General features: G+C 53.9%; 20 protein-coding genes. 11 read left to right on the plus strand and 9 right to left on the minus strand.

Features of this window, described 5'->3' with window-relative positions; translation table 11 throughout:
• Positions 1–51: 51 nt before the first annotated feature.
• Together gntK and gntU are read left to right on the plus strand one after the other, a co-directional pair.
• Positions 52–588 (plus strand): gluconokinase, encoded by a 537-nt coding sequence (gene gntK / locus ACPUC8_RS17200; RefSeq protein ID WP_038649722.1) that lies wholly within the window; start codon positions 52–54, stop codon positions 586–588.
• 2 nt (positions 589–590) lie between these two features.
• A complete protein-coding gene (gene gntU / locus ACPUC8_RS17205) occupies positions 591–1931 on the plus strand; it encodes a gluconate transporter (RefSeq protein WP_039331688.1) in 1341 nt (446 codons plus the stop codon).
• A 127-nt stretch (positions 1932–2058) separates the two neighbouring features.
• Here gntU and ACPUC8_RS17210 read toward each other — a convergent pair whose 3' ends face one another.
• The 6 genes from ACPUC8_RS17210 to ACPUC8_RS17235 all read right to left on the minus strand — a co-directional run bounded on the left by ACPUC8_RS17210 (position 2059) and on the right by ACPUC8_RS17235 (position 8407).
• Entirely contained in the window at positions 2059–3684 is a 1626-nt protein-coding gene (locus ACPUC8_RS17210; RefSeq protein ID WP_058972260.1) for a Na/Pi cotransporter family protein, read from the minus strand.
• Positions 3685–3793: 109 nt separating this feature from the next.
• Positions 3794–4786 carry an ABC transporter ATP-binding protein gene (locus tag ACPUC8_RS17215; RefSeq protein WP_039331684.1) on the minus strand — a complete coding sequence of 331 codons (993 nt, stop codon included), beginning with the start codon at positions 4784–4786 and terminating at the stop codon, positions 3794–3796.
• A gap of 2 nt (positions 4787–4788) precedes the next feature.
• On the minus strand, positions 4789–5574 hold the full coding sequence (locus ACPUC8_RS17220; protein WP_039331682.1) for an ABC transporter permease: 786 nt from the start codon (positions 5572–5574) through the stop codon (positions 4789–4791).
• Between the two features lie 3 nt (positions 5575–5577).
• Positions 5578–6426: an ABC transporter permease gene (locus ACPUC8_RS17225; protein WP_058972258.1), complete on the minus strand. Its 849-nt coding sequence runs from the start codon at positions 6424–6426 to the stop codon at positions 5578–5580.
• The gene (locus ACPUC8_RS17230; protein ID WP_039331680.1) at positions 6426–7235 is read right to left on the minus strand and encodes an alkaline phosphatase family protein; all 810 of its coding nucleotides are present in this window, start codon (positions 7233–7235) and stop codon (positions 6426–6428) included. Before ACPUC8_RS17230 ends, ACPUC8_RS17225 begins: the two co-directional genes overlap by 1 nt.
• Positions 7236–7345: 110 nt before the next feature.
• A complete protein-coding gene (locus ACPUC8_RS17235; RefSeq protein ID WP_039331679.1) occupies positions 7346–8407 on the minus strand; it encodes an ABC transporter substrate-binding protein in 1062 nt (353 codons plus the stop codon).
• 224 nt (positions 8408–8631) lie between these two features.
• On the opposite strand from ACPUC8_RS17235, the gene ACPUC8_RS17240 reads away from it, so the two are divergent.
• The 4 genes from ACPUC8_RS17240 to ubiA all read left to right on the plus strand — a co-directional run bounded on the left by ACPUC8_RS17240 (position 8632) and on the right by ubiA (position 11308).
• On the plus strand, positions 8632–9330 hold the full coding sequence (locus ACPUC8_RS17240; RefSeq protein WP_494926885.1) for a UTRA domain-containing protein: 699 nt from the start codon (positions 8632–8634) through the stop codon (positions 9328–9330).
• A gap of 123 nt (positions 9331–9453) precedes the next feature.
• Positions 9454–9810: a phosphate-starvation-inducible protein PsiE gene (gene psiE / locus ACPUC8_RS17245; protein WP_494926901.1), complete on the plus strand. Its 357-nt coding sequence runs from the start codon at positions 9454–9456 to the stop codon at positions 9808–9810.
• 88 nt (positions 9811–9898) lie between these two features.
• Positions 9899–10417, plus strand: a complete 519-nt coding sequence (ubiC, locus tag ACPUC8_RS17250; RefSeq protein ID WP_494926886.1) for a chorismate lyase — start codon at positions 9899–9901, stop codon at positions 10415–10417.
• Between the two features lie 24 nt (positions 10418–10441).
• Entirely contained in the window at positions 10442–11308 is an 867-nt protein-coding gene (gene ubiA / locus ACPUC8_RS17255; protein WP_201023809.1) for a 4-hydroxybenzoate octaprenyltransferase, read from the plus strand.
• A 35-nt stretch (positions 11309–11343) separates the two neighbouring features.
• Here the strand turns inward: ubiA and plsB are convergent, their stop codons facing one another.
• Entirely contained in the window at positions 11344–13767 is a 2424-nt protein-coding gene (plsB, locus tag ACPUC8_RS17260) for a glycerol-3-phosphate 1-O-acyltransferase PlsB (RefSeq protein WP_494926887.1), read from the minus strand.
• 127 nt (positions 13768–13894) lie between these two features.
• On the opposite strand from plsB, the gene ACPUC8_RS17265 reads away from it, so the two are divergent.
• The 4 genes from ACPUC8_RS17265 to ACPUC8_RS17280 all read left to right on the plus strand — a co-directional run bounded on the left by ACPUC8_RS17265 (position 13895) and on the right by ACPUC8_RS17280 (position 16806).
• Positions 13895–14263, plus strand: coding sequence for a diacylglycerol kinase (locus tag ACPUC8_RS17265; RefSeq protein WP_039331667.1), 369 nt, complete (start codon positions 13895–13897; stop codon positions 14261–14263).
• Between the two features lie 105 nt (positions 14264–14368).
• The gene (gene lexA / locus ACPUC8_RS17270; protein ID WP_039331664.1) at positions 14369–14983 is read left to right on the plus strand and encodes a transcriptional repressor LexA; all 615 of its coding nucleotides are present in this window, start codon (positions 14369–14371) and stop codon (positions 14981–14983) included.
• A gap of 124 nt (positions 14984–15107) precedes the next feature.
• Entirely contained in the window at positions 15108–16433 is a 1326-nt protein-coding gene (dinF, locus tag ACPUC8_RS17275; protein WP_494926888.1) for an MATE family efflux transporter DinF, read from the plus strand.
• A 160-nt stretch (positions 16434–16593) separates the two neighbouring features.
• The gene (locus ACPUC8_RS17280; RefSeq protein ID WP_494926902.1) at positions 16594–16806 is read left to right on the plus strand and encodes a CsbD family protein; all 213 of its coding nucleotides are present in this window, start codon (positions 16594–16596) and stop codon (positions 16804–16806) included.
• Positions 16807–16874: 68 nt separating this feature from the next.
• Here the strand turns inward: ACPUC8_RS17280 and zur are convergent, their stop codons facing one another.
• A complete protein-coding gene (zur, locus tag ACPUC8_RS17285; protein ID WP_039331658.1) occupies positions 16875–17396 on the minus strand; it encodes a zinc uptake transcriptional repressor Zur in 522 nt (173 codons plus the stop codon).
• Between the two features lie 453 nt (positions 17397–17849).
• Between zur and ACPUC8_RS17290 the strand changes: the two genes are divergently transcribed.
• Positions 17850–19100, plus strand: a complete 1251-nt coding sequence (locus tag ACPUC8_RS17290; protein ID WP_058969688.1) for a conjugal transfer protein TraF — start codon at positions 17850–17852, stop codon at positions 19098–19100.
• Between the two features lie 120 nt (positions 19101–19220).
• Here ACPUC8_RS17290 and ACPUC8_RS17295 read toward each other — a convergent pair whose 3' ends face one another.
• Positions 19221–20114 (minus strand): LysR substrate-binding domain-containing protein, encoded by an 894-nt coding sequence (locus ACPUC8_RS17295; protein ID WP_058969686.1) that lies wholly within the window; start codon positions 20112–20114, stop codon positions 19221–19223.
• Positions 20115–20187: the final 73 nt, after the last annotated feature.

The following is a 20187-nucleotide window of genomic DNA, read 5'->3' on the forward strand; positions in this document are numbered from 1 at the left end:
TCAAATTTGTTATCGGTAACATTGGCAGGGCAACTGCCGGAGCGCAAAACAATGACTACGCCATCTCCATCGCACCACGTCTTTATCCTGATGGGCGTTTCCGGCAGCGGAAAGTCTGCTGTCGCCAATCAGGTTTCTCATCAACTGAGCACCGCCTTCCTTGATGGAGATTTCCTCCATCCGCGCAGCAACATCATGAAAATGGCCGACGGTCATCCGCTGGACGATAACGATCGTCAGCCGTGGTTGCAGGCACTGAATGATGCCGCGTTCGCCATGCAGCGTACCCAGGCCATTTCCATTATTGTTTGCTCGGCGCTGAAAAAGTCCTATCGCGACATCCTGCGCCAGGGCAATCAGAATCTGAAATTCATCTATCTGAAAGGTGATTTTGAGACCATCGAATCCCGTCTGAAAGCGCGTAAAGGTCACTTCTTTAAGCCGCAGATGCTGGTCACGCAGTTTGAAACCTTGCAAGAACCTGGGGCCGACGAGCCCGATGTACTGGTGGTTGATATTAATCATTCACTGGATGAAGTCGTTGCGGCCACGGTTGCGACCATTGAGGAAGCAATCAACAAGGGTTAGTGATGAGTACCGCAACGCTGGTGTTAACCGCAGCAGGCTCTGTCCTGCTGCTGCTGTTTTTGGTGATGAAAGCGCGTATGCACGCCTTTGTCGCCCTGATGTTAGTCTCGATTGGTGCCGGTCTGTTCTCTGGCATGCCGCTGGATAAAATTGCCGACACCATGCAAAAAGGCATGGGGGGAACGCTCGGGTTTCTCGCCATTGTGGTGGCGCTGGGCGCGATGTTTGGCAAAATCCTGCATGAAACCGGCGCGGTCGATCAGATTGCTATCCGTATGCTGAAAGCCTTTGGTGAAAACCGTGCTCACTACGCGATGGGGATCGCCGGATTGATCTGTGCGCTGCCGCTGTTCTTTGAGGTGGCGGTGGTGTTGCTGATTAGCATCGCTTTTGCGGTGGCTCGGCGTACTCAAGGCAATCTGGTCAAGCTGGTGATTCCGCTGTTTGCCGGGGTAGCGGCCTCGGCGGCTTTTCTCCTGCCAGGACCTGCGCCGATGCTGCTGGCTTCACAGATGCACGCGGATTTTGGCTGGATGATACTGCTCGGTCTGTGTGCGGCGATTCCGGGCATGCTGATCGCGGGGCCGCTGTTCGGTAACTTCATTGCCCGCCATGTCAGCTTCAGTGCGCCGCCCGAAGATCATCAACCAGAAGTGGAAGAGGGCAAGTTGCCGTCGTTTGGCTTCAGTCTGGCACTGATTCTGTTCCCGTTGCTGTTGGTCGGCCTGAAAACCATTGGTGCGCGCTTTACCACGCCGGATTCACGCTTGTATGAGTGGCTGGAGTTTATCGGCCATCCGTTCACCGCCATCCTGCTGGCGTGCCTGGTGGCGATTTATGGCCTGGCCTATCGTCAGGGCATGGATAAAGAGAAGGTGATGCAAGTGTGCGGCAGCGCACTGCAACCGGCGGGGATTATTCTGCTGGTGATCGGTGCGGGCGGCGTGTTTAAGCAGGTGCTGGTGGATTCTGGCGTGGGCCCGGTATTGGGCCACGCGCTGACCGGTGCCGGGATGCCGATTGCGCTGGCGTGCTTTATTCTCTCTGGCGCGATCCGCGTGATTCAGGGTTCAGCAACCGTTGCCTGTTTAACCACTGTCGGTTTAGTGATGCCGGTGATTGAGCCGCTGCACTACAGCGGCGCGCAGCTGGCGGCACTGTCGATCTGTATCGGCGGCGGTTCAATCATTATCAGCCACGTGAACGATGCCGGGTTCTGGCTGTTTGGCCGCTTTACCGGTGCGACCGAAGGTGAAACGCTGAAGACCTGGACGCTGATGGAAACCATCCTGGGCACCACCGGTGCGATTGTCGGGATGATCGCGTTTAGCTTGTTGTCGTAATTTATCCAGGTGCGCATGAATGCGCACCCTACAAAACCCACATATTTCCGCCCGTAGGGTCGCCATTTATGGCGACCTTGCCGAACACCGCAACCAGCTGATGGCGCCATTAATGGCGACCTGGCCGTCAATCCTCTTCCCGCTCATCATCCGGCTGGTCCAGCACCGTATACGCCACCGCGCAGAACAGCGAATTCAGGCGCTTCATATCCCCTAATAACCCCAGATGCAGCGAACTGGTTTCAATGCTCTGCACGTTCTGTTGATGCAAGCGCTCAACGTGCGCATGTGAGAAGCGGCGAATCAGAATGCGAAAACGGTGCTTGGAGCGACGCAGACGTTTCGCGCTGGTGATGTCTTTAGATAAAAACACCGACAAGCTGAGGCGAAGGTTATTCACCACCTGCTCTTGTAGGGTATTCAATTCCTCCAGTCCTTCCGTCGAGAAGGCGCGGCGGGCGTGCAGAGATTTATCCGCCACGTCCGCGCACATGCGTTCAATGATATCGCCTGCCTGTTCAAGGTTTAACGCCATCTCAATGATTTCTGCCCAGCGGCGAGAGTCTTCCTCTGCGAGATCTTCTTTTGGCATGCGCGCCAGATAAAGTTTGATCGCGGTATACAGCACATCGACATCATCATCCAGTCGCCGCACGGCGCGCTCTTCACGCAATTCGCCGTGTACCACCTTATTGAACGATTCCATCATCTGTTCCACCACATCACCAATACGCAGCGTTTCGCGTGAGGCATTAGCCAGCGCCAGCGCGGGGGTATCCAGGGCGCTGCTGTCGAGGTGTTTCGGTTTTAAATGGGTCTCATTGTCTGGGTCGTCTGCGATCATCCGTCGGCACAGTCGCGCCATCGGTTCGGCAAAGGGCACCATAATCAGACAGCGAATCAGGTTGTAGAAGACGTGGAAGAAGATCACCAACTCTTCATCGTTCACCGGCAGTTTATCCAGCACATCGGCAACGTAATTCACCAACGGCAGAATCGCCAGGCTGCCAATCAACTTAAACAGTAGGCTGCCGAGCGCGACACGCTTGCCTGCGGCATTTGAGCCACTGGCATTGATCATCGCCAGTAAGCCGCTGCCGAGGTTAGCCCCGATCACCAGACAGAGTGCGACTTTAAAAGAGATCACGCCTGCCGCCGTGAGTGTCGCGGTAATCAGGACTGCAGCGAGGCTGGAATAACTGATGATGGCAAACACCGCACCGATCAGTGCATCCAGCATGATGTCGCCGGTCAATGTTGAGAACAGCACCTGTACGCCAGCCGCTTGGGTGATGGGCTTGGCAGCGGCGACAATCAGTTGCAGCGCCAGCAATATCAGCCCCAGGCCAATCGCTGCGCGGCCCATTTGTCCGGCACGCGTCTGCTTACGACTGAGGAAAAACACCACGCCAAAGAAGATAAACAGCGGCGAAAGCCAAGAGAGATCGAAGGTCAGTATGCGCGCCATAATAGCGGTACCGACATCAGCGCCGAGCACCACCACCAGCGCGGGGGTGAGACTCACCAGATTCTGCGCCACAAACGAGGTGACGAGTAAGGTGGTGGCATTGCTGCTTTGCACCAGCGCGGTGACGCCAATGCCCGCGAGGAACGCCATCGGCTTCCGTTCCACGCTGCGGCTGAGCACGCGCCGTAAATCGGCACCGTAAACGCGCATAATGCCGGTACGCACAATGTGCGTGCCCCATACCAGCAGGGCCACGGCAGACAAGAGATTGAGTAGGGTTAACACGTTGGCTGGCTCCTCTTCCGTCAGGCTGTAATCATGCGGTTAGCCGCCTGACGGTGAGCGCAACCGGGACAAATTTCTGCCGCGTTGCGTTGCCAATTTTTCGTTAAATTTAAGCGACCTGGCGCAACGTCGACATTTCTAACTGTAGACCAATTTGCATGCCAGCAGGGTGCAAATCTGCCACGCTGCGGTTCAGTACATCAACCGATAACTCGACATTGTTCGCTAATACACGGTAACGGATCACGTTACCCAGCAGACTGTGGCTGATGATGGTGGCTGGAATCCCCTCCTGTGGTGCACTCAAGCGGATCGATTCAGGGCGAATCGCCACCTGGCCGCTAAAGGTCTGTCCGGTGAGTTGCGTCGCCTGTTCGGCACTCAGCAGGTTGTAGTTGCCGATAAAACCGGCGGCAAACAGGTCGGCAGGCTGAGTGTAGAGCGCTTCAGCATTGCCGTTTTGCACGATTTTGCCACGGTTCATCAACACGATACGGTCCGACAGCGTCAGCGCTTCTTCCTGATCGTGGGTGACGAAAATGGTGGTGAGCTTCAGCTCCTGCTGAATGTGGCGAATCTGTTCGCGCAGATGGCGGCGAATACGGGCATCGAGTGCCGAAAGCGGTTCATCCAGCAACAGCAGACGCGGGCGCGTCACCAGCGAACGCGCCAGGGCCACGCGCTGGCATTGACCACCGGAAAGTTGATGGGGATAGCGGCGGGCGAAATCGGTGAGTTCCACCAGCGCCAGCGCTTCCATCACACGCTTTTGAATATCGCTGCTGCCCAGCTTTTGCATTTTCAGGCCGAACGCCACGTTCTTCTCGACCGTCATATTGGGGAATAGGGCGTAGCTCTGGAACACCATACCGATGGTGCGCTTCTGCGGCGGCAACGGCACGATATCCTGACCCTGCAACAGAATTTTCCCGCTATCCACATCAGTTAACCCGGCGATGCAGCGCAGTAGCGTGGATTTGCCGCAGCCGCTGGGGCCGAGCAGGGTCACAAACTCGCCTTCCTCGGCGCTGAAATCGATATTTTCAAAGATGCTGGTAGGGCCGTAGCTTTTGTTCAGCTGGGTGACGTTCAGATAACTCATGGTCAGCCTCGTTCAGGATTGAGGGCATTCGCCAGCCAGGTGACCAGCAGGACGACAGCAAAATAGGAGATCACTAAAGCACTGGTGAAGTGGCCGCTGCCATTGCGCATGTTGTAGAGATACACCTGCAAGGTTTCATAGCGGGTGCCGACCAGCAGGTTAGCGAATACAAACTCACCTATCAGGAAAGAGAACGACAGCAACACGGCAATGAACACCCCTTTGCGCAGGTTAGGCAGCACCACAAACAGGGCTGCCTGCCAGGTGCTGGCACCCAGCAGGTGTGAGGCATCAATCAGCTCTTTTAGGTTGATGGCCTGCATGTTGTTGGCGATTGCGCGATAGATAAACGGCAGGGCAATGGTGAAGTAGCAGCCAATTAGAATCCACGGCGTGCCGGTGATCATTAACGGCGACGATGAATAAAGCTGCAGTAAACCTACTGACGACACCACCGGCGGCACGGCAAACGGCATCAGAATCAGCACGTTCATCACTGCATCCAGTCTTGGGTAATAGTAAGCGATTACAAACATCGCAGGCAGCACCAGTACTAAGGAGAACAGCAAAGCGCCGAAGCAAATCAGCAGCGAATGGCCGAGTGCCGTCAGGAAGCGAGGATCGCTCCACAGCGCCGTTAGCCACTTCAGGGTAAAGCCCTGCGGCAGAATGGTGTCGCTCCAGTCCGTGGATATGCCATACAGCAGCGTCGCCAGCAGCGGCGCGGCCAGGATGATCAGCAGTAGCCAGATAATCAGGCGATGGTAAATTTTTTCCGCGCGAGACACGTTCTACTCCTGTGATTTCGCGTTGAGATAACTGCGGCGCACCAGATACTGCTGCACCACGGTAATCAGCGCCATGATCAGCACCAGTAGCATTGCCAGCGCCCCGCCGGTATTTGGGTCGAGTGAGATATCACCTGACACCAGCGCGGCAATACGGACCGGTACTACGTTAAAGTTGCCGGTGGTCAACGCATAAATGGTGGCGTAGGCACCCAGCGCGTTGGCCAGCAGAATGACGAAAGTACCCAGTAGTGCCGGGAACAGAATCGGTAAACCGATATGCCACCAGTAGCGCCAGCGGCTGGCACCGAGCAACGCAGCCGACTCTTCCCAGTCTTTGCGCAATCCATCAAAGGCGGGATAGAGCAGCAGAATGCCGAGTGGGATCTGGAACCAGGTATACACCAGCACCATGCCGTCACGGGAAAACAGTTTAAACCCCTCCAGCATGCCGTAATGGCGCAGCAGCAGCGTCAGGCAGCCGTTCATCCCCAGCAAAATGACAAAGGCAAACGCCAGCGGTACGCCGGCGAAGTTGCTGGTCATGTTGGTGAAAGACATCAGGAAACGTTGAAAACGGCCTTCGCCCAGTTGATGCAGCGAATACCCGGCAATCAATGAAATCAGCAGGCCGTAAATGCTCGACCAGATGGAGATGTCGAGTGACAGGCGAAACGCCTGCAGATAAAACGGCGAGGTGAGGATATCGCTATAGTTATCAATGCCCCAGCGCTCATTCATGTCGCTCCAGAAGCTGTTGATGGCAATCCATAACAACGGGGCTAGCTGGAATGCGACCCAAAAAATCGCGAACGGGATGAGCAACAGCGAGGCGAGGGTTTTGCCCTTCATTATTGCGGCTCCGCCAGCAGGCCACGGCATACCGGTTTATCGTGTGGGACGCCAAGCAAAGAGCAGACGATACCGCACAATTCGGTCTGCTGCGGTTCAAGGTCGGGCTGGCGTGAGAAGCCTGCGCCGAACACAAACAGCGGCACCTGCGTCTCTTCCGGTAGAATCCCGCCATGCGATCGGTCATCGTTCATGCCGTGATCGGCGGTGACAATCACCTGATAGCCCGCAGCCAGCCAGCCCGGCATCCATTGCGATAAGTAACCATCAGCCATGCGTGCGCGGTTGCGATATTGCGGCGATGACAGGCTGTGCTTATGGCCGGCATCGTCAATATTCATCGGGTGAATCAGTAAAAAGTCGGGATCGTGATTAAGACGCAAACTCTCGGCATCTTCAAACAGGTGGGAGTCGGGATAACCGTCGTCCCAGTAGAAATGGCCGTACTGAATCGGCAGTTCAGGCGCTAGGGTGTGGCGATCGCGCGCGGCATTAAACGGAGATTGATTGTAAAGCTCACTCACCCAGTGATACGCCGCTGCGGCCGTGGTTAATCCGGCTGCACGTGCATAGTGGAAGATGCTGCGCTGGTTACTTAAGCGGTTAACGCCGTTATGAATAATCCCGCTCTGCACCGGCGGAATCCCGGTAAGTATGCATTCATACAGCGGGCGCGACAGCGAAGGCAGCTCGCAGGTTAAGGTGTAATATTGGCCGTTACCCTGTTTGCATTCCGCGAACAGATAGCCCATCGCATGCTGCGCCACCTGATTGCTCAGCCCATCCAGTACCACCAGGATTGTTTTCATTCCCGTTCCTTACATCATTCAAATTGCCGGCACTATGCGTAGCGGCGCAATTCATTGCGCATTGATTAACGATATGCGCGATAAATCGCGCCGCTACGGCGTGTGCAAAATTACTGCTTCATATTAATGATGACGTTCTCTTGCCACAGACGCGGCAGCATTTTGGAGGTCTTATCCCATGCAGCCTGGTCTTTGATCGGACGGGCATTTTTATACTCAGACTGCGGCAGCAGTTTGGCCTGCACATCGGCTGGCAGGGTTAAATGCTCGGCACGAATCGGACGTGCATAGCCTTTTGCCAGGTTAATCTGACCTTCATCGGACAGGATATATTCACGCGTCAGCTTGGCGGCGTTCGGGTGTTTGGCGTATTTGTTGATGATGGTGGTATAGCCGGAAATCACCGAACCATCAGATGGGATCACCACTTCGTAGCGATTTTTGTCAATCTGATCGCGGTAGTTCAGACCGTTAAAGTCCCATACCACGGCAACCTGAATCTCGCCTTTCTCAATGTTGGCAATCACCGGATCGGTCACGCCCAAACGGCCTTCTTTTGCCAGCTCACCGAAGAAATTCAGCGCCGGTTTCAGGTTCTTCTCATCACCGCCCATCGCATAGTTAGCGGCCAGTACGCCGTTAGCCGCCTGAGCAGCCACGCCGACGTCACCGATAGTAACCACATACTTACCTTTCTTCAGATCGGCCCAGCTGTGCGGTGCATCTTTCACCTGCTGCTTGTCGATCAGGAAAGCGATGGTGCCGGTGTAAGCCAGCATCCAGTTGCCTTCGCTGTCTTTCGCCCAGCTCGGGATCTGATCCCAGTGCGTAGGTTTATAAGGCTGTGCCAAACCTTTGGTGACCGCGATAGGGCCAAAGGCCGCGCCCACATCACCGATATCGGCGCTGGCGTTCTCTTTCTCTGCATCAAATTTCGCCAACTCCTGCGCAGACGACATATCAGTGTCGCTGTGCTTCAGGCCATATTTGCTGCTGATGTCATTCCATGTGTCTTTCCAGTTTGCCCAGCTGTCTGGCATACCCACGCTATTGACTTGTCCTTCAGCACGCGCGGCTTTTTCCAGCGCGGCAAGGTCGTTATCGGCGGCGTGCGCGGCGGGCAGCGCAAGCAGTACGGCACTGGCTACTACAGAGGAGATAAACGCTTTCATCTCAGTGGCTCCGGGTGTAAGTTGTGGGACGTCTTGGTCTAGTCCAGCAAGAACCGAGCCAATTTAGCCCGATCAGATGAAGGTTTTATGACCATGGTGGTGAAATGTGGTGTGGCACGCAGCTCCACATGCGGATACGGCGCGCTAAAGCGTGGGATATGCTTGTCATATTGTAGTCATCGAACTGTCATAGTGCAGATATTGCACTAATAAGAGGCTGTAAAATGTCGTCGAAAACGGCGGACGTGATTGCCGCAGCATTGTGCGAACGCATTGAAAACGGTGAATTTGCCAGCGGACGCCTGCCAGCAGAGCGGAACCTGAGCGAACACTACTCCACCACGCGCATTACGCTGCGTGAAGCGCTTGGCTTGCTGGAAGTGCAGGGGATTATTTATCGCGAACTGCGTCGCGGTTGGTTTCTGGCGCCCCCGCGGCTGGTCTATAACCCGGCTCATCACAGCCATTTTCATGCGATGGCCGCTGAGCAGGGACGGGTGGCGACCACCGAAGTGATTGAAGCGCGGGAAGTGCCTGTACAGCTGGCTATCGCGCGGCATTTAAATCTGCTGGAGGGTGACAAGGTTTACCGCATCCGCCGCTTGAGACGCATTGATGGCCGTGCGGTGTTGTATGTTGAGCACTACCTCAACCCGGCATTTTTCCCCGGTCTATTAGATGAAGACCTCACGCGTTCCATCACAGACCTTTACGATCAGCGTTACGGCATTCGTTACGGTGGCGCGCGTTTCACCATTCTTCCCGGACCGCTACCCGCAAGAGCCGCACCCGCGCTGAATGTGGCCAGCGGGACGCCAGGTTTGCTGATCACCCGCATCAACCGCGATCGGCAGCGCAGGGTGATCGATTGCGATTGTGAGTACTGGCGCTACGACGCGCTCTGTGTGGATGTTGATGTGTAGCATATTGTGATTTCGATCACACTACAGCATGATAGCGCCAGAGAGTTCTCGTACGATAAGGCGCAAAAAATGACAACAAAATCAGCACCGGGGCAGCTTATTGCTTCGGTATAGCAGTGGGTTCTGAATATTGGCCTGGTGATTCTGGCCATCATCCTCGTGGTGTTTTTGGGGAAAGAGACGATTCATTTAGCCACGGTACTGTTCAGCACCGGTGAGCAGGCCTCTTCTTACCTGCTGATTGAAGGGATCGTCATCTACTTTCTCTATTTCGAATTTATCGCGCTGATCGTGAAGTATTTCCAGTCGGGCTATCACTTCCCGCTGCGTTATTTTATTTATATCGGTATCACCGCGATTATCCGCCTGATCATCGTTGACCATAAAAATCCGTTCGATACGCTCTATTATTCGGCGGCGATCTTGATTCTGGTCATCACGTTGTGGCTGGCGAACAGCAATCGCTTAAAGCGCGAATAACATCTTCTTCCTGACGTGGCACAACCAACAGTGCCACGTCGGTTTCTCTGCGCTAAACTAGGGCAACTTTTTTTCCGGAGATGTCCTGATGTCGCATCAAGCGCTGCGCCAGTTACGCGCACTGCACTGGCTGCCAGCCTCTTCCCCCTTACTCTCGCCCCCATTACTTGACTGGTTGCTGGAAGAAGACTCGATGACGCGTCGTTTCGAGCAACATTGCCAGAAAGTCACGGTTGAACTGATCCGCGAAAGCTTTATCCGTGCCGACGAAATGGCGCAAGAAGCGGAGTTCCTGCCTGCTGACGAACGATTTTGGCTGCGTGAGATCGTGCTCTGCGGTGATGGTGAGCCTTGGTTAATTGGCCGTACGGTGGTGCCTGAAAGCACGCTGAATGGCCCCGAGCTGATGCTGCAAAATCTCGGCACCCGTCCGCTGGGTCGCTATTTGTTTGCTTCCTCAACCCTTAGCCGTGATTTTATCGATCCCGGTCAGGTCGAGGATTTATGGGGACGCCGTTCTCGCCTGCGTTTGTCGGGCAAGCCGCTGATGTTAACTGAACTGTTTTTACCGGCGTCGCCGCTGTATCGCGCGCTGGAGCAAGGATAAAGACCTGTGGAAAAAACCTTAACCATGACCAAATGGCAGGCCTATCGCCGCCTGATGCGCATTGATAAGCCGATTGGCACCCTGCTGCTGATGTGGCCAACGATGTGGGCACTGTGGCTGTCAGGCATGGCCGTGCCGCCGTTGTCCGTGCTGGTGGTGTTTGTGCTGGGTGTGTTTGTCATGCGTGCCGCGGGATGTGTCATCAATGACTACGCGGATCGCAAAGTTGACGGCCACGTTAAGCGCACGGCTTCGAGGCCGCTGGCGAGTGGCGCGGTGACGGAGAAAGAGGCCAAGATACTGTTCGTGGTGCTCGGTCTGTTGGCGTTTGCGCTGGTACTGACCATGAATCGCATGACGATTCTGCTGTCATTTGGCGGCCTGGCGCTGGCGTGGGTTTACCCGTTTATGAAGCGCTTTACCCATTTGCCGCAGGTGGTTTTGGGCGCAGCCTTTGGCTGGGCAATTCCGATGGGATGGGCGGCAGTTAGTGAGTCCTTACCACTTGTTTGTTGGCTGGTGTTCTTTGCGAACATCTGCTGGACAGTGGCCTATGACACCCAATACGCGATGGTCGATCGTGATGATGACCTGAAGATTGGCGTGAAATCTACGGCGATTCTGTTTGGGCGTTACGACAAGCTGATCATTGGCTTGTTGCAGCTGGCGACGCTGGGCCTGATGGCGCTGGTGGGTTGGATGCTGAGTCTGAATGGCGCGTTTTACTGGTCATTGTTGCTGGCGGGTGCTTTATTTGTGCATCAGCAAAAGCTGATTGCCCAGCGCGAGCGCGATCCCTGCTTCCAGGCGTTCCTGAATAACAACTATGTGGGTTTGGTGATGTTTATCGGGGTGTTGCTGAATACCCAGCCGTTTATTGATCTGTTTTGATGTAGAGGCGCACCCAGGTGCGCCTCTAACAGGCATTACTCGTGAGTAACCGCGCTTTCAATGGTCAGACGCACATCGCTGGTAACCAGCTCTGCCAGCATCTGCCACATGATATGAGTACGCTCTGCATCGGCATCACCCGAATCACTGATGTACCCTTCGTCACGCAGTGACAGCACTAAGGTCGTGAAGACAGCTTTATCGAAGAACTCCGGTGCGTTAATGCCGTGCAACACCGATAGACGTTGAGCCAAAGTACGGCTCTCTTTCTCCAGCGTACCGCGGTTAATCGTTGGCTTGGCACTCAGAATGGCAAAGGTAATAGCAAAACGTTGTAAGGTTTCGCGGATACCGGCTGCCAGCAACTGCAGTGAACGATGACGCGCAGGGTTCATGCGCAGCTGACCTTCCTGCAAAGTAATCAGCCCTTGTCGCGCCATCTCAGCACTGAGTGCGTTCAACAACGCAGGCAGCTCGGCGTTATCCCAGCGCAGGAACAGTTCACTCTTCAGCATCGGATAGACCAGGCTAACCTGACGCAGCAGTTCCGCTTCATCGACTTCACGATGCTGCTGCACGATGGCGGCAATCAGCGACGGCATCACCAGCATGTGGTGGATGTTGTTGCGATAGTAGGTCATCAACACCGCTTGTTCGCGCGGCAGGATAATGATGTCGCCGATGCTGTCCTTTTCGGTCTCAAACTTGTTCATGCCCATGGCATGGTCAAGCAGCGCTTCGGCGCTCATATCCGGAACCGTTGCTTCTGGCGAATACGGCACATTACGCAGCAGCTGGGTATAGCACTCGAGCTGTTCAATCAACTGTTCGCGGGTGAGCGAGCGCTGACGCGATGCCAGCAGTGCCGTAACACACAGGTTCATGGCATTAGCGGCGCCGGCTTCATTGATGCGCACCATTAAACGCGCCGCGATATCATTCACGGTGGGTGTCATCCAGGCTGGACGCAGTGGCTCAATCGGATCGATTGCATCACGCCATTCCGGCACGTTTTTGTTCAGGTAGTTCATCAGCGGCAAAGGTTCGCCGAAGTTGACATAGCCCTGACCAAGATTGCGCAATTTACGCAAGCCGCGCACCATCTGCAGGAAGCTCTCTTTTTCCTTAGCCGCACCGCGCAGCTCTTTCGCGTAAGTGCCCACCTCCATCACGTGTTCATAACCGATGTAGATCGGCACAAACGTGATAGGGCGGCTACCACCGCGCAGCATGGCCTGCAAGGTCATCGACAGCGTGCCGGTTTTAGGATCGAGTAAGCGACCGGTGCGTGAACGCCCACCTTCCACGAAATACTCAACCGAATATCCGCGGCTGAACAGTTCGCCCAGATATTCGCGGAACACCGTGGAGTAGAGCTTGTTGCCTTTGAAGGTACGGCGAATGAAGAAAGCGCCAAGACGACGGAAAATCGGACCCGCAGGCCAGAAATTCAGGTTAATACCGGCTGCAATGTGCGGGGGCACCAGGCCCTGGTGATACAGCACATAAGAGAGCAGCAAGTAGTCCATGTGGCTGCGGTGGCAGGGCACATAGACAATCTCATGGCCGTCTTGCGCCAGCTGACGCACACGTTCGCCACCATTGACATTGATGCCCTGATAGAGACGACTCCACAGCCAGCCCATCACACGGTCAGTGACGCGAATGGCTTCATAGGAGAAGTCCGCAGCCACTTCTTCCATCATCTCGATGGCGTTCTGTTGAGCTTTCTCATGGGAAATCTTTTTGCTGCGCGCTTCGTCTTCCACTGCTTTCTCAATCGCTTTGGATTGCAGCAGTTTGTTGAACAGATCCTGACGTGCGGGCAAGCGCGGGCCCACCGCCGCCAGGCGTTGACGCGCAAAGTGAATGCGGGCCACGCGCGCCAGTTTCTGTGCAATAGACTTATCGGTACCGTGTTCCGTCGCCATCTGGCGCAGGGAAACGGTCGGCGAGAAGCGCACAAAACTGTCACGGCCGTGCCACAGAATGGCGAAGAACTTCTCTATACCATTCATCATGCGCAGATGTGGCGTGGCTTCACCCTGGATTTCGCGTCCTGGTGCGCGACCAAACATCACCGAAACCGGCAACATTTGAACGTCGAGATCAGGGTTACTGCGGTGCAAATCGAGGTAATCGTGAAACAGCTTCACGGATTCTGGATTGGCCACGAAATAGGGGATAACGCGCGGACCATCGTGAATAAACACGTGGCGCGGCAGTAGAGTACCATCGATCTCTAAGGGGGCCAGGGGATCCGGCAGATCATGTTTCAGACATTGCGCCCGCAGTGTCAGTAAGTCTGCCTTTGAATCATAAGGCAAAACGTACATCACCGGACGTGTCGGATCGATCCCATGTTCGGAGACAGGATCGGTCGGAATGACCTTACCTTTTACCAAAATAGAGAGTGGTAAATTCAATAATTTGTAATAAAGTTTACGCCAACCTGACATAGACAACTTAAAGCCTCTTGTTAGCAAAGCGCGGCAAGCATACCAGAAAGTGCAGCGAAGATCTGTGGTGACACCACCTCAGGCTGCCGAGAAATTGACGTCAAAATCAATCAAGGGTTCCACCAGCATGGCAAATAATGTCACCGGTTTTCAAAGAATAGTGAATGCAGCCGGTTATTCCTGGCAGGGGTTACGCGCTGCCTGGCAGAATGAAGCGGCATTTCGTCAGGAAGCGATCGCCGCAGTGATCGCCGTTATCGTGGCCTGCTGGCTGGATATCGATGTCATTTCTCGTGTGCTGATGATTGGCTCAGTGGTGCTGGTGATCATTATTGAAATAATTAACAGCGCCATCGAAGCGGTGGTGGATCGCATCGGCGAAGAGCGGCATCCGCTGGCAGGACGCGCAAAAGATATGGGTTCAGCGGCGGTATTACTGGCTATCTTGCTGGCCCTGTTTGTCTGGATCACACTGCTCTGGTCCCATTTGCGATAGCCATTCCAGATTCACCGCGCTGCGCTAATTCGCCGCTGTTTTGGTTTTCATTTCGCCAATACCTGTATATACTCACAGCGACTGTATAAACAACCAGGGGGCGGGATGAAAGCGTTAACAGCAAGGCAGCAACAGGTCTATGATCTGATTCGCGACCATATTAACCAGACGGGCATGCCGCCAACGCGTGCGGAAATTGCTTCGCAACTGGGATTTCGCTCGCCCAATGCTGCTGAAGAGCATCTGAAAGCGCTGGCGCGTAAAGGTGTTATCGAAATTGTTTCGGGTGCTTCACGCGGTATTCGTCTGCTGATGGAAGAAGAAGTCAGCGAAGGTTTACCGCTGATTGGCCGCGTAGCCGCCGGTGAGCCGCTGCTCGCGCAGGAACACATCGAAGCGCACTATCAGGTTGATGCCAATCTGTTCAAACCTAACGCTGATTTCCTGTTACGCGTAAGCGGAATGTCGATGAAAGATATCGGGATTATGGATGGCGATCTGCTCGCGGTGCATAAGACTCAGGAAGTGCGTAATGGCCAGGTCGTGGTGGCGCGTATTGATGATGAAGTCACCGTAAAACGCTGGAAAAAGCAGGGCGCTATTGTACATCTGCTGCCCGAAAATACCGATTTCCAGCCGATCGTGGTCGATACGCGTGAACAGTCTCTGACCGTTGAAGGTCTGGCTGTGGGCATCGTGCGTAACGGAGAATGGCTCTAATCTCTTTTTGAACTCCCCCGCTGCGGTAGCGCTTATCGCAGTATGAAGTACTGATTCTTTGCGTCGGACTTTTGTGGTTCAGCGTGAGGAATCAGGCTGATCTTCGCAACAACGGAACGGGCGGATGCGGCTGTTTTCCTCTTCAGATAAAGCACTCTGGCGGCTGGCGCTGCCGATGATTCTCTCCAATATTACTGTCCCGCTGCTCGGCGTGGTTGATACGGCGGTGATTGGTCATCTCGATAGTCCTATTTATCTGGGCGGCGTGGCTGTCGGTACTACAGCGACCAGCTTCATCTTTATGCTGCTGCTATTCCTGCGCATGAGCACCACCGGGCTGACGGCCCAGGCCTTTGGTGCCAATGATAAAACCGCACTGGCGCGCGCGTTGATACAACCCTTATTGATTGCTTTGGTTGCAGGCTTGTCGTTTGCGCTGCTGCGAACGCCTGCGAGCACTCTCGCGGCAACGTTGATGGGCGGTAGCCCAGAAGTGCAGCAGCAGGCGCAAATATTTATCGAAATTCGCTGGCTGAGCGCGCCGGCCACACTGGCCAATCTGGTGATTCTTGGCTGGCTGCTAGGCGTGCAGTATGCCAGGGCGCCCATGGTGCTGCTGATCGTTGGGAACCTGGCCAATATTCTGCTCGATTTACTCTTCGTACTGAAACTGCACTGGGGCGTGGCGGGGGCTGCGGCGGCAACCGCATTGGCAGAATATGTGACGCTGGGAGTCGGTTTATGGATGGTAGCGCGCGTGCTCAGGCTGCGCGGTATCCATTTTACGCTGCTCAAGCAAAGCTGGCGCGGTGATGCTGCGCGCCTGTTCCGGCTCAATCGCGACATTATGCTGCGTTCGCTGATGGTGCAGATTTGCTTTGCCTCTCTCACTCTGTTGGGCGCGCGCATCGGGCCAGACGTGGTGGCAGTCAACGCGGTATTGCTGATGTTCCTCACCTTTACCGCCTACGCGCTGGATGGCTTTGCCTATGCGGTCGAAGCATGCTCAGGGGAGGCTGTCGGGGCAAAAGATCGCAGCCGATTATTACTTATCTGGCATGCAGCCTGCCGTCAGGCGGGGATTGTCGCGTTAATGTTTGCCCTGATATACGCCTTTACCGGTCCATATATCGTGGCGCTGCTCACTTCGCTGGAGACACTGCGTGAAATAGCCGATCGCTATTTAGTCTGGCAGGTGATTCTGCCATTGGTCGGCGTATGGTGCTATCTGCTGGATGGCATGTTTATTGGTGCCACGCGCGGACGCGAAATGCGCAACAGCATGGTGATGGCAGCGGTGGGTTATGGCGTTGCTCTGCTATCACTCCCCTGGTTGGGAAACCATGGCTTATGGCTGGCGGTAACGGTGTTTCTTACGTTGCGAGGCGTAACGCTGTGGTGGGTGTGGCGTCGTCACTGGCAGCGTGACACCTGGTTCAGTGCGGGATAAGCGAAGCGTAACCTACAGATTATTCTGTATTTTTTTGCGCAATCCACGCTGGGTACTATAATTATCTCAAACGGCGCAAATGAGTAGCGCGTTGTGTAGATGTTTCCTTGCTTTTATAGGGGATCATCTTATCTCACTCAGGATGACGTGGAGGATTATGATGAACAAAGACGAAGCGAGCGGTAACTGGAAGCAATTCAAAGGGAAGATGAAAGAGAAATGGGGCAAGCTGACGGATGACGATATGACCGTCATTGAAGGTAAACGCGATCAGCTTGTCGGCAAAATTCAGGAACGTTATGGCTATGCGAAAGAGCAAGCCGAAGCGGAAGTCAAAGACTGGGAAAGTCACAATAATGACTACCGTTGGTAAGCAGCCGCTTTAAGGATGATGCTCCTACCCCGCCGATCACCCGTCGGCACGGCACAAGGAAGTGCCAACTACCCTTTTCTTACCTTCTTTTTACTCTCAATTTCATGGTCATGATCGCAGCTGTCATGGTGCTTACACGCGGCGACTTCTGCACAATTTTCACACAACCCATGCGCTTCAATGACGGTATGACGCAGTGAAAAACCTGCCTGATCGGCCAAACCCGCGATGATTTTTTCCACCCCATGAGCATGTTTCTCACTGACAGCCGCACAGCCGTCACACACCAGCATGACTGAGGTATGGGCTGGTTCGTCAAAATGATGGCACACCACGTAGCTGTTGTTAGATTCAACGCGGTGAATAAACCCTTGTTCTAACAGGAAATCCAGTGCACGGTAAATCGTTGGCGGTTTAGCCTGCGGTTCACTGATGCGCAGTTGATCCAACAGGTCATAGGCACTGATCGAACCATTTTGCTCGGCCATCAGACGCAGCACTTCAGCGCGTTGAGTGGTCAGGCGCACGCCGCGATCAAGGCAAAGTGATTCTGCTTGAGTCAGCAGTTGTGCGGGCGTGAGGTTTGACATAAACATTCTCCAGGTTGCAGGCGATGTTATTTTATCACACAAACTTTTACCCTGCTGTGATTGCTTTTTGTTCTTATGTTGTCTAAGAAAACCCACGATAATCAATGAATTAACTTTCCCATTCTGCAACTCTTATCCATTCCAGCAATTTCATACTCTCTATTAGATCAGCCAGATAGCATAAAAACCGTCCTGATTTTGCTTTGCAACTCACCGGGTTAGCGTCTAAGGTTCAAAAGGTCTTAAGTAATTTCTGGTATCAATTTACGTATTGTTCATTTTTCTGCATAACAAAACAGCAGAATGGTGTCTGCGCAGCCAATTCTGTGAATAGCAGTGCTATTTCCTTTTAGTTCACAGCAATGATGCGTTAGCCAGGGTTCAGAATAGCGGCTAACTAAACTGTTTCGTTTCTGAGTGATTCAGCGACATTTCAAAGGTGATGGCAGGCTCATGGTGAAGACAATATTCAGGCACAAAAAAGTTGCTTATCTTGTTGGTTTGAATGCGGTATTTCTTTCTTCTTCAGCTCTGGCAGCGGGTACATGGTATGACGCACGCAACGATGCAATGGGGGGGACGGGCGTCGCCTCATCCACCTGGAGTTCGGCGGTGCTGGCCAACCCGGCATTGATGACCAAAGCCAAACCTGAAGATAACGTCAGCATTATTTTCCCTTCGGCGGGTGTTCAGGTTACGGACGCCGATAAATTAATTAACAAAGTCGATGACATCAGCGACAGCGTCGATCGCTACAAAGACGTGATTGATAATCTGACGTTTGCCGATTATCTGCGAGGCTATCCAGAACTCAAGGCTGCCGCCGGGGATATGGCTAATCAGCTGGAAGGTTTAAAGGGTGATAAAGCCCATGGCACTGCGGGTGTAGCCTTTGCGGTTACCGTGCCAAATGAAACGCTGCCCTTTGCATTTATCACCAAAGCCTACGGTACAGCACATGTGCAGGCCAATGTTGCCCAGAGTGATATCACTTATCTGCGCGGTGTCGCAGACGGCACGGTGATTCCTTTGCCAGGCGACCAGGATAAATTAACGTCCAGCGGTAACGGTTTGGCAGCATTAGTCACCGACTACGGCGTTGCACTGGCCCATGAGTTCAACGTTGCCGGTCATCCGGTTTCAGTAGGCGTTACCCCGAAATTGCAGAAAACCTGGTTGTACAACTACACCGCCAGTATTTATAACTTCGATAAAAGTAACATCAACAACAGTCAGTACCGCAGCTCTGACACTGGCTTCAACATTGATGCCGGTGTCGCAACCGATTTTGGCGACCACTGGACAGTGGGTGTCACCGGTCAGAACCTGATTTCACGTGATATTGATACGAAAACGGTGGAAGGCTATCGCGATACCTACCAAATCCGTCCGTTGGTCACGTCGGGCGTGGCATGGAATTACGGTGCGTTCACGCTGGCTGGTGATGTTGATCTGACTGAAACCAAACGCTTTAAGTCTGAAGAGAGCAGCCAGTATGCGGGCGTGGGTGCTGAATATCGCGTGCTGGAGTGGTTGGCCTTACGTGCGGGTTATCGTGCGGATATGAAATCTAACGACACTAACGTCTTTACCGCTGGTCTGGGTGTGTCACCGTTTAACAACACGGTTCATCTGGATCTCGCCGGTTCGGTGGGTGATGACAATACCTGGGGCGGTATGTTGCAGCTCGGATTTAACTTCTAATCCACTTAATTCACATCTGGGTAACATCTTCACTATTCAGACGTGAACAATCTCACAAAAATCAGGTCCCAATGTGCGGCCTGTTTTTTTTCATCGCCGGGAATATGTGATCGTAATCAATCAGCGCAGTTGGGCCAGATTGAGCTGGGAAAGTAGCCAGTCTTTAAAACTGTCGAGAGCATAATGGCGATGTTGATGACGAGGGAACACCAGATAGTGGCCGATATAGTGGATTTCCTGAGTCGTCTCAATCAGGGGACACACCAAACGACCACTTGCCAGCTCTCGTTCTGCCAGTAACTTCGATTCCAGCACCACGCCAAGCCCATCCACAGCAGCCGCAATCGCCATAAAACTGCGGTCAAAGCGCAGACCGTAGTGACGTGGAGGGATCAGGTTATTGGCTTCAAACCATCCTTTCCACTGGTAAAGCTGCACATCGCATTGGATCAAGGGCTGATGATAAAGATCTTCTGGCTTTTGAATCTGCGCGGCAATGGCGGGTGAACAGAGCGGTGTCAGCTCTTCTACCGCCAGCGGGATCTTCTCGTAAGGTGAGGGCCGCGGCTCACCATAAACAATATCCAAATCAAAATCATCTTGCTCAAACCGGGCATATTCTGTGCTGGCTGATAAGCGCAAATCAATATGCGGATGGGCCTGAATAAAGCGACCCAAGCGTGGCAGCAGCCATTGATGGGCAAAGCTGGGTGCCGTATGCAGTCGTAAAGGACGCGATTCATCAGCGGTGACCAACGCAAGTCCACGTTGCATCTCATCAAAGCCTCGCTGGATGTGTTCCAGCAACACGCCGCCCTCTTTTGTCAGGATGATTTCACGCGTACTGCGTTGAAACAGGCGTGTTTCCAGCGTTTCTTCGAGCTTGCGTATCGCATGGCTGATCGCGCTGGGGGATAAATCCAACTCCTTTGCCGCAGCGGTAAAAGCGCCGGTTCGACCAGCCGCCTCAAAGGCGCGTAACAACGAAAGAGGCGCTTTTCTCAGTAATGTCATTGGTGAATCCTATTCAACAGTTGATGCATTTTTTGCTTTTGTCCCGGCTTTATCAGGCTGGTTAATCTGCTGC

The organism is Pantoea sp. CFCC18177, assembly GCF_059412425.1.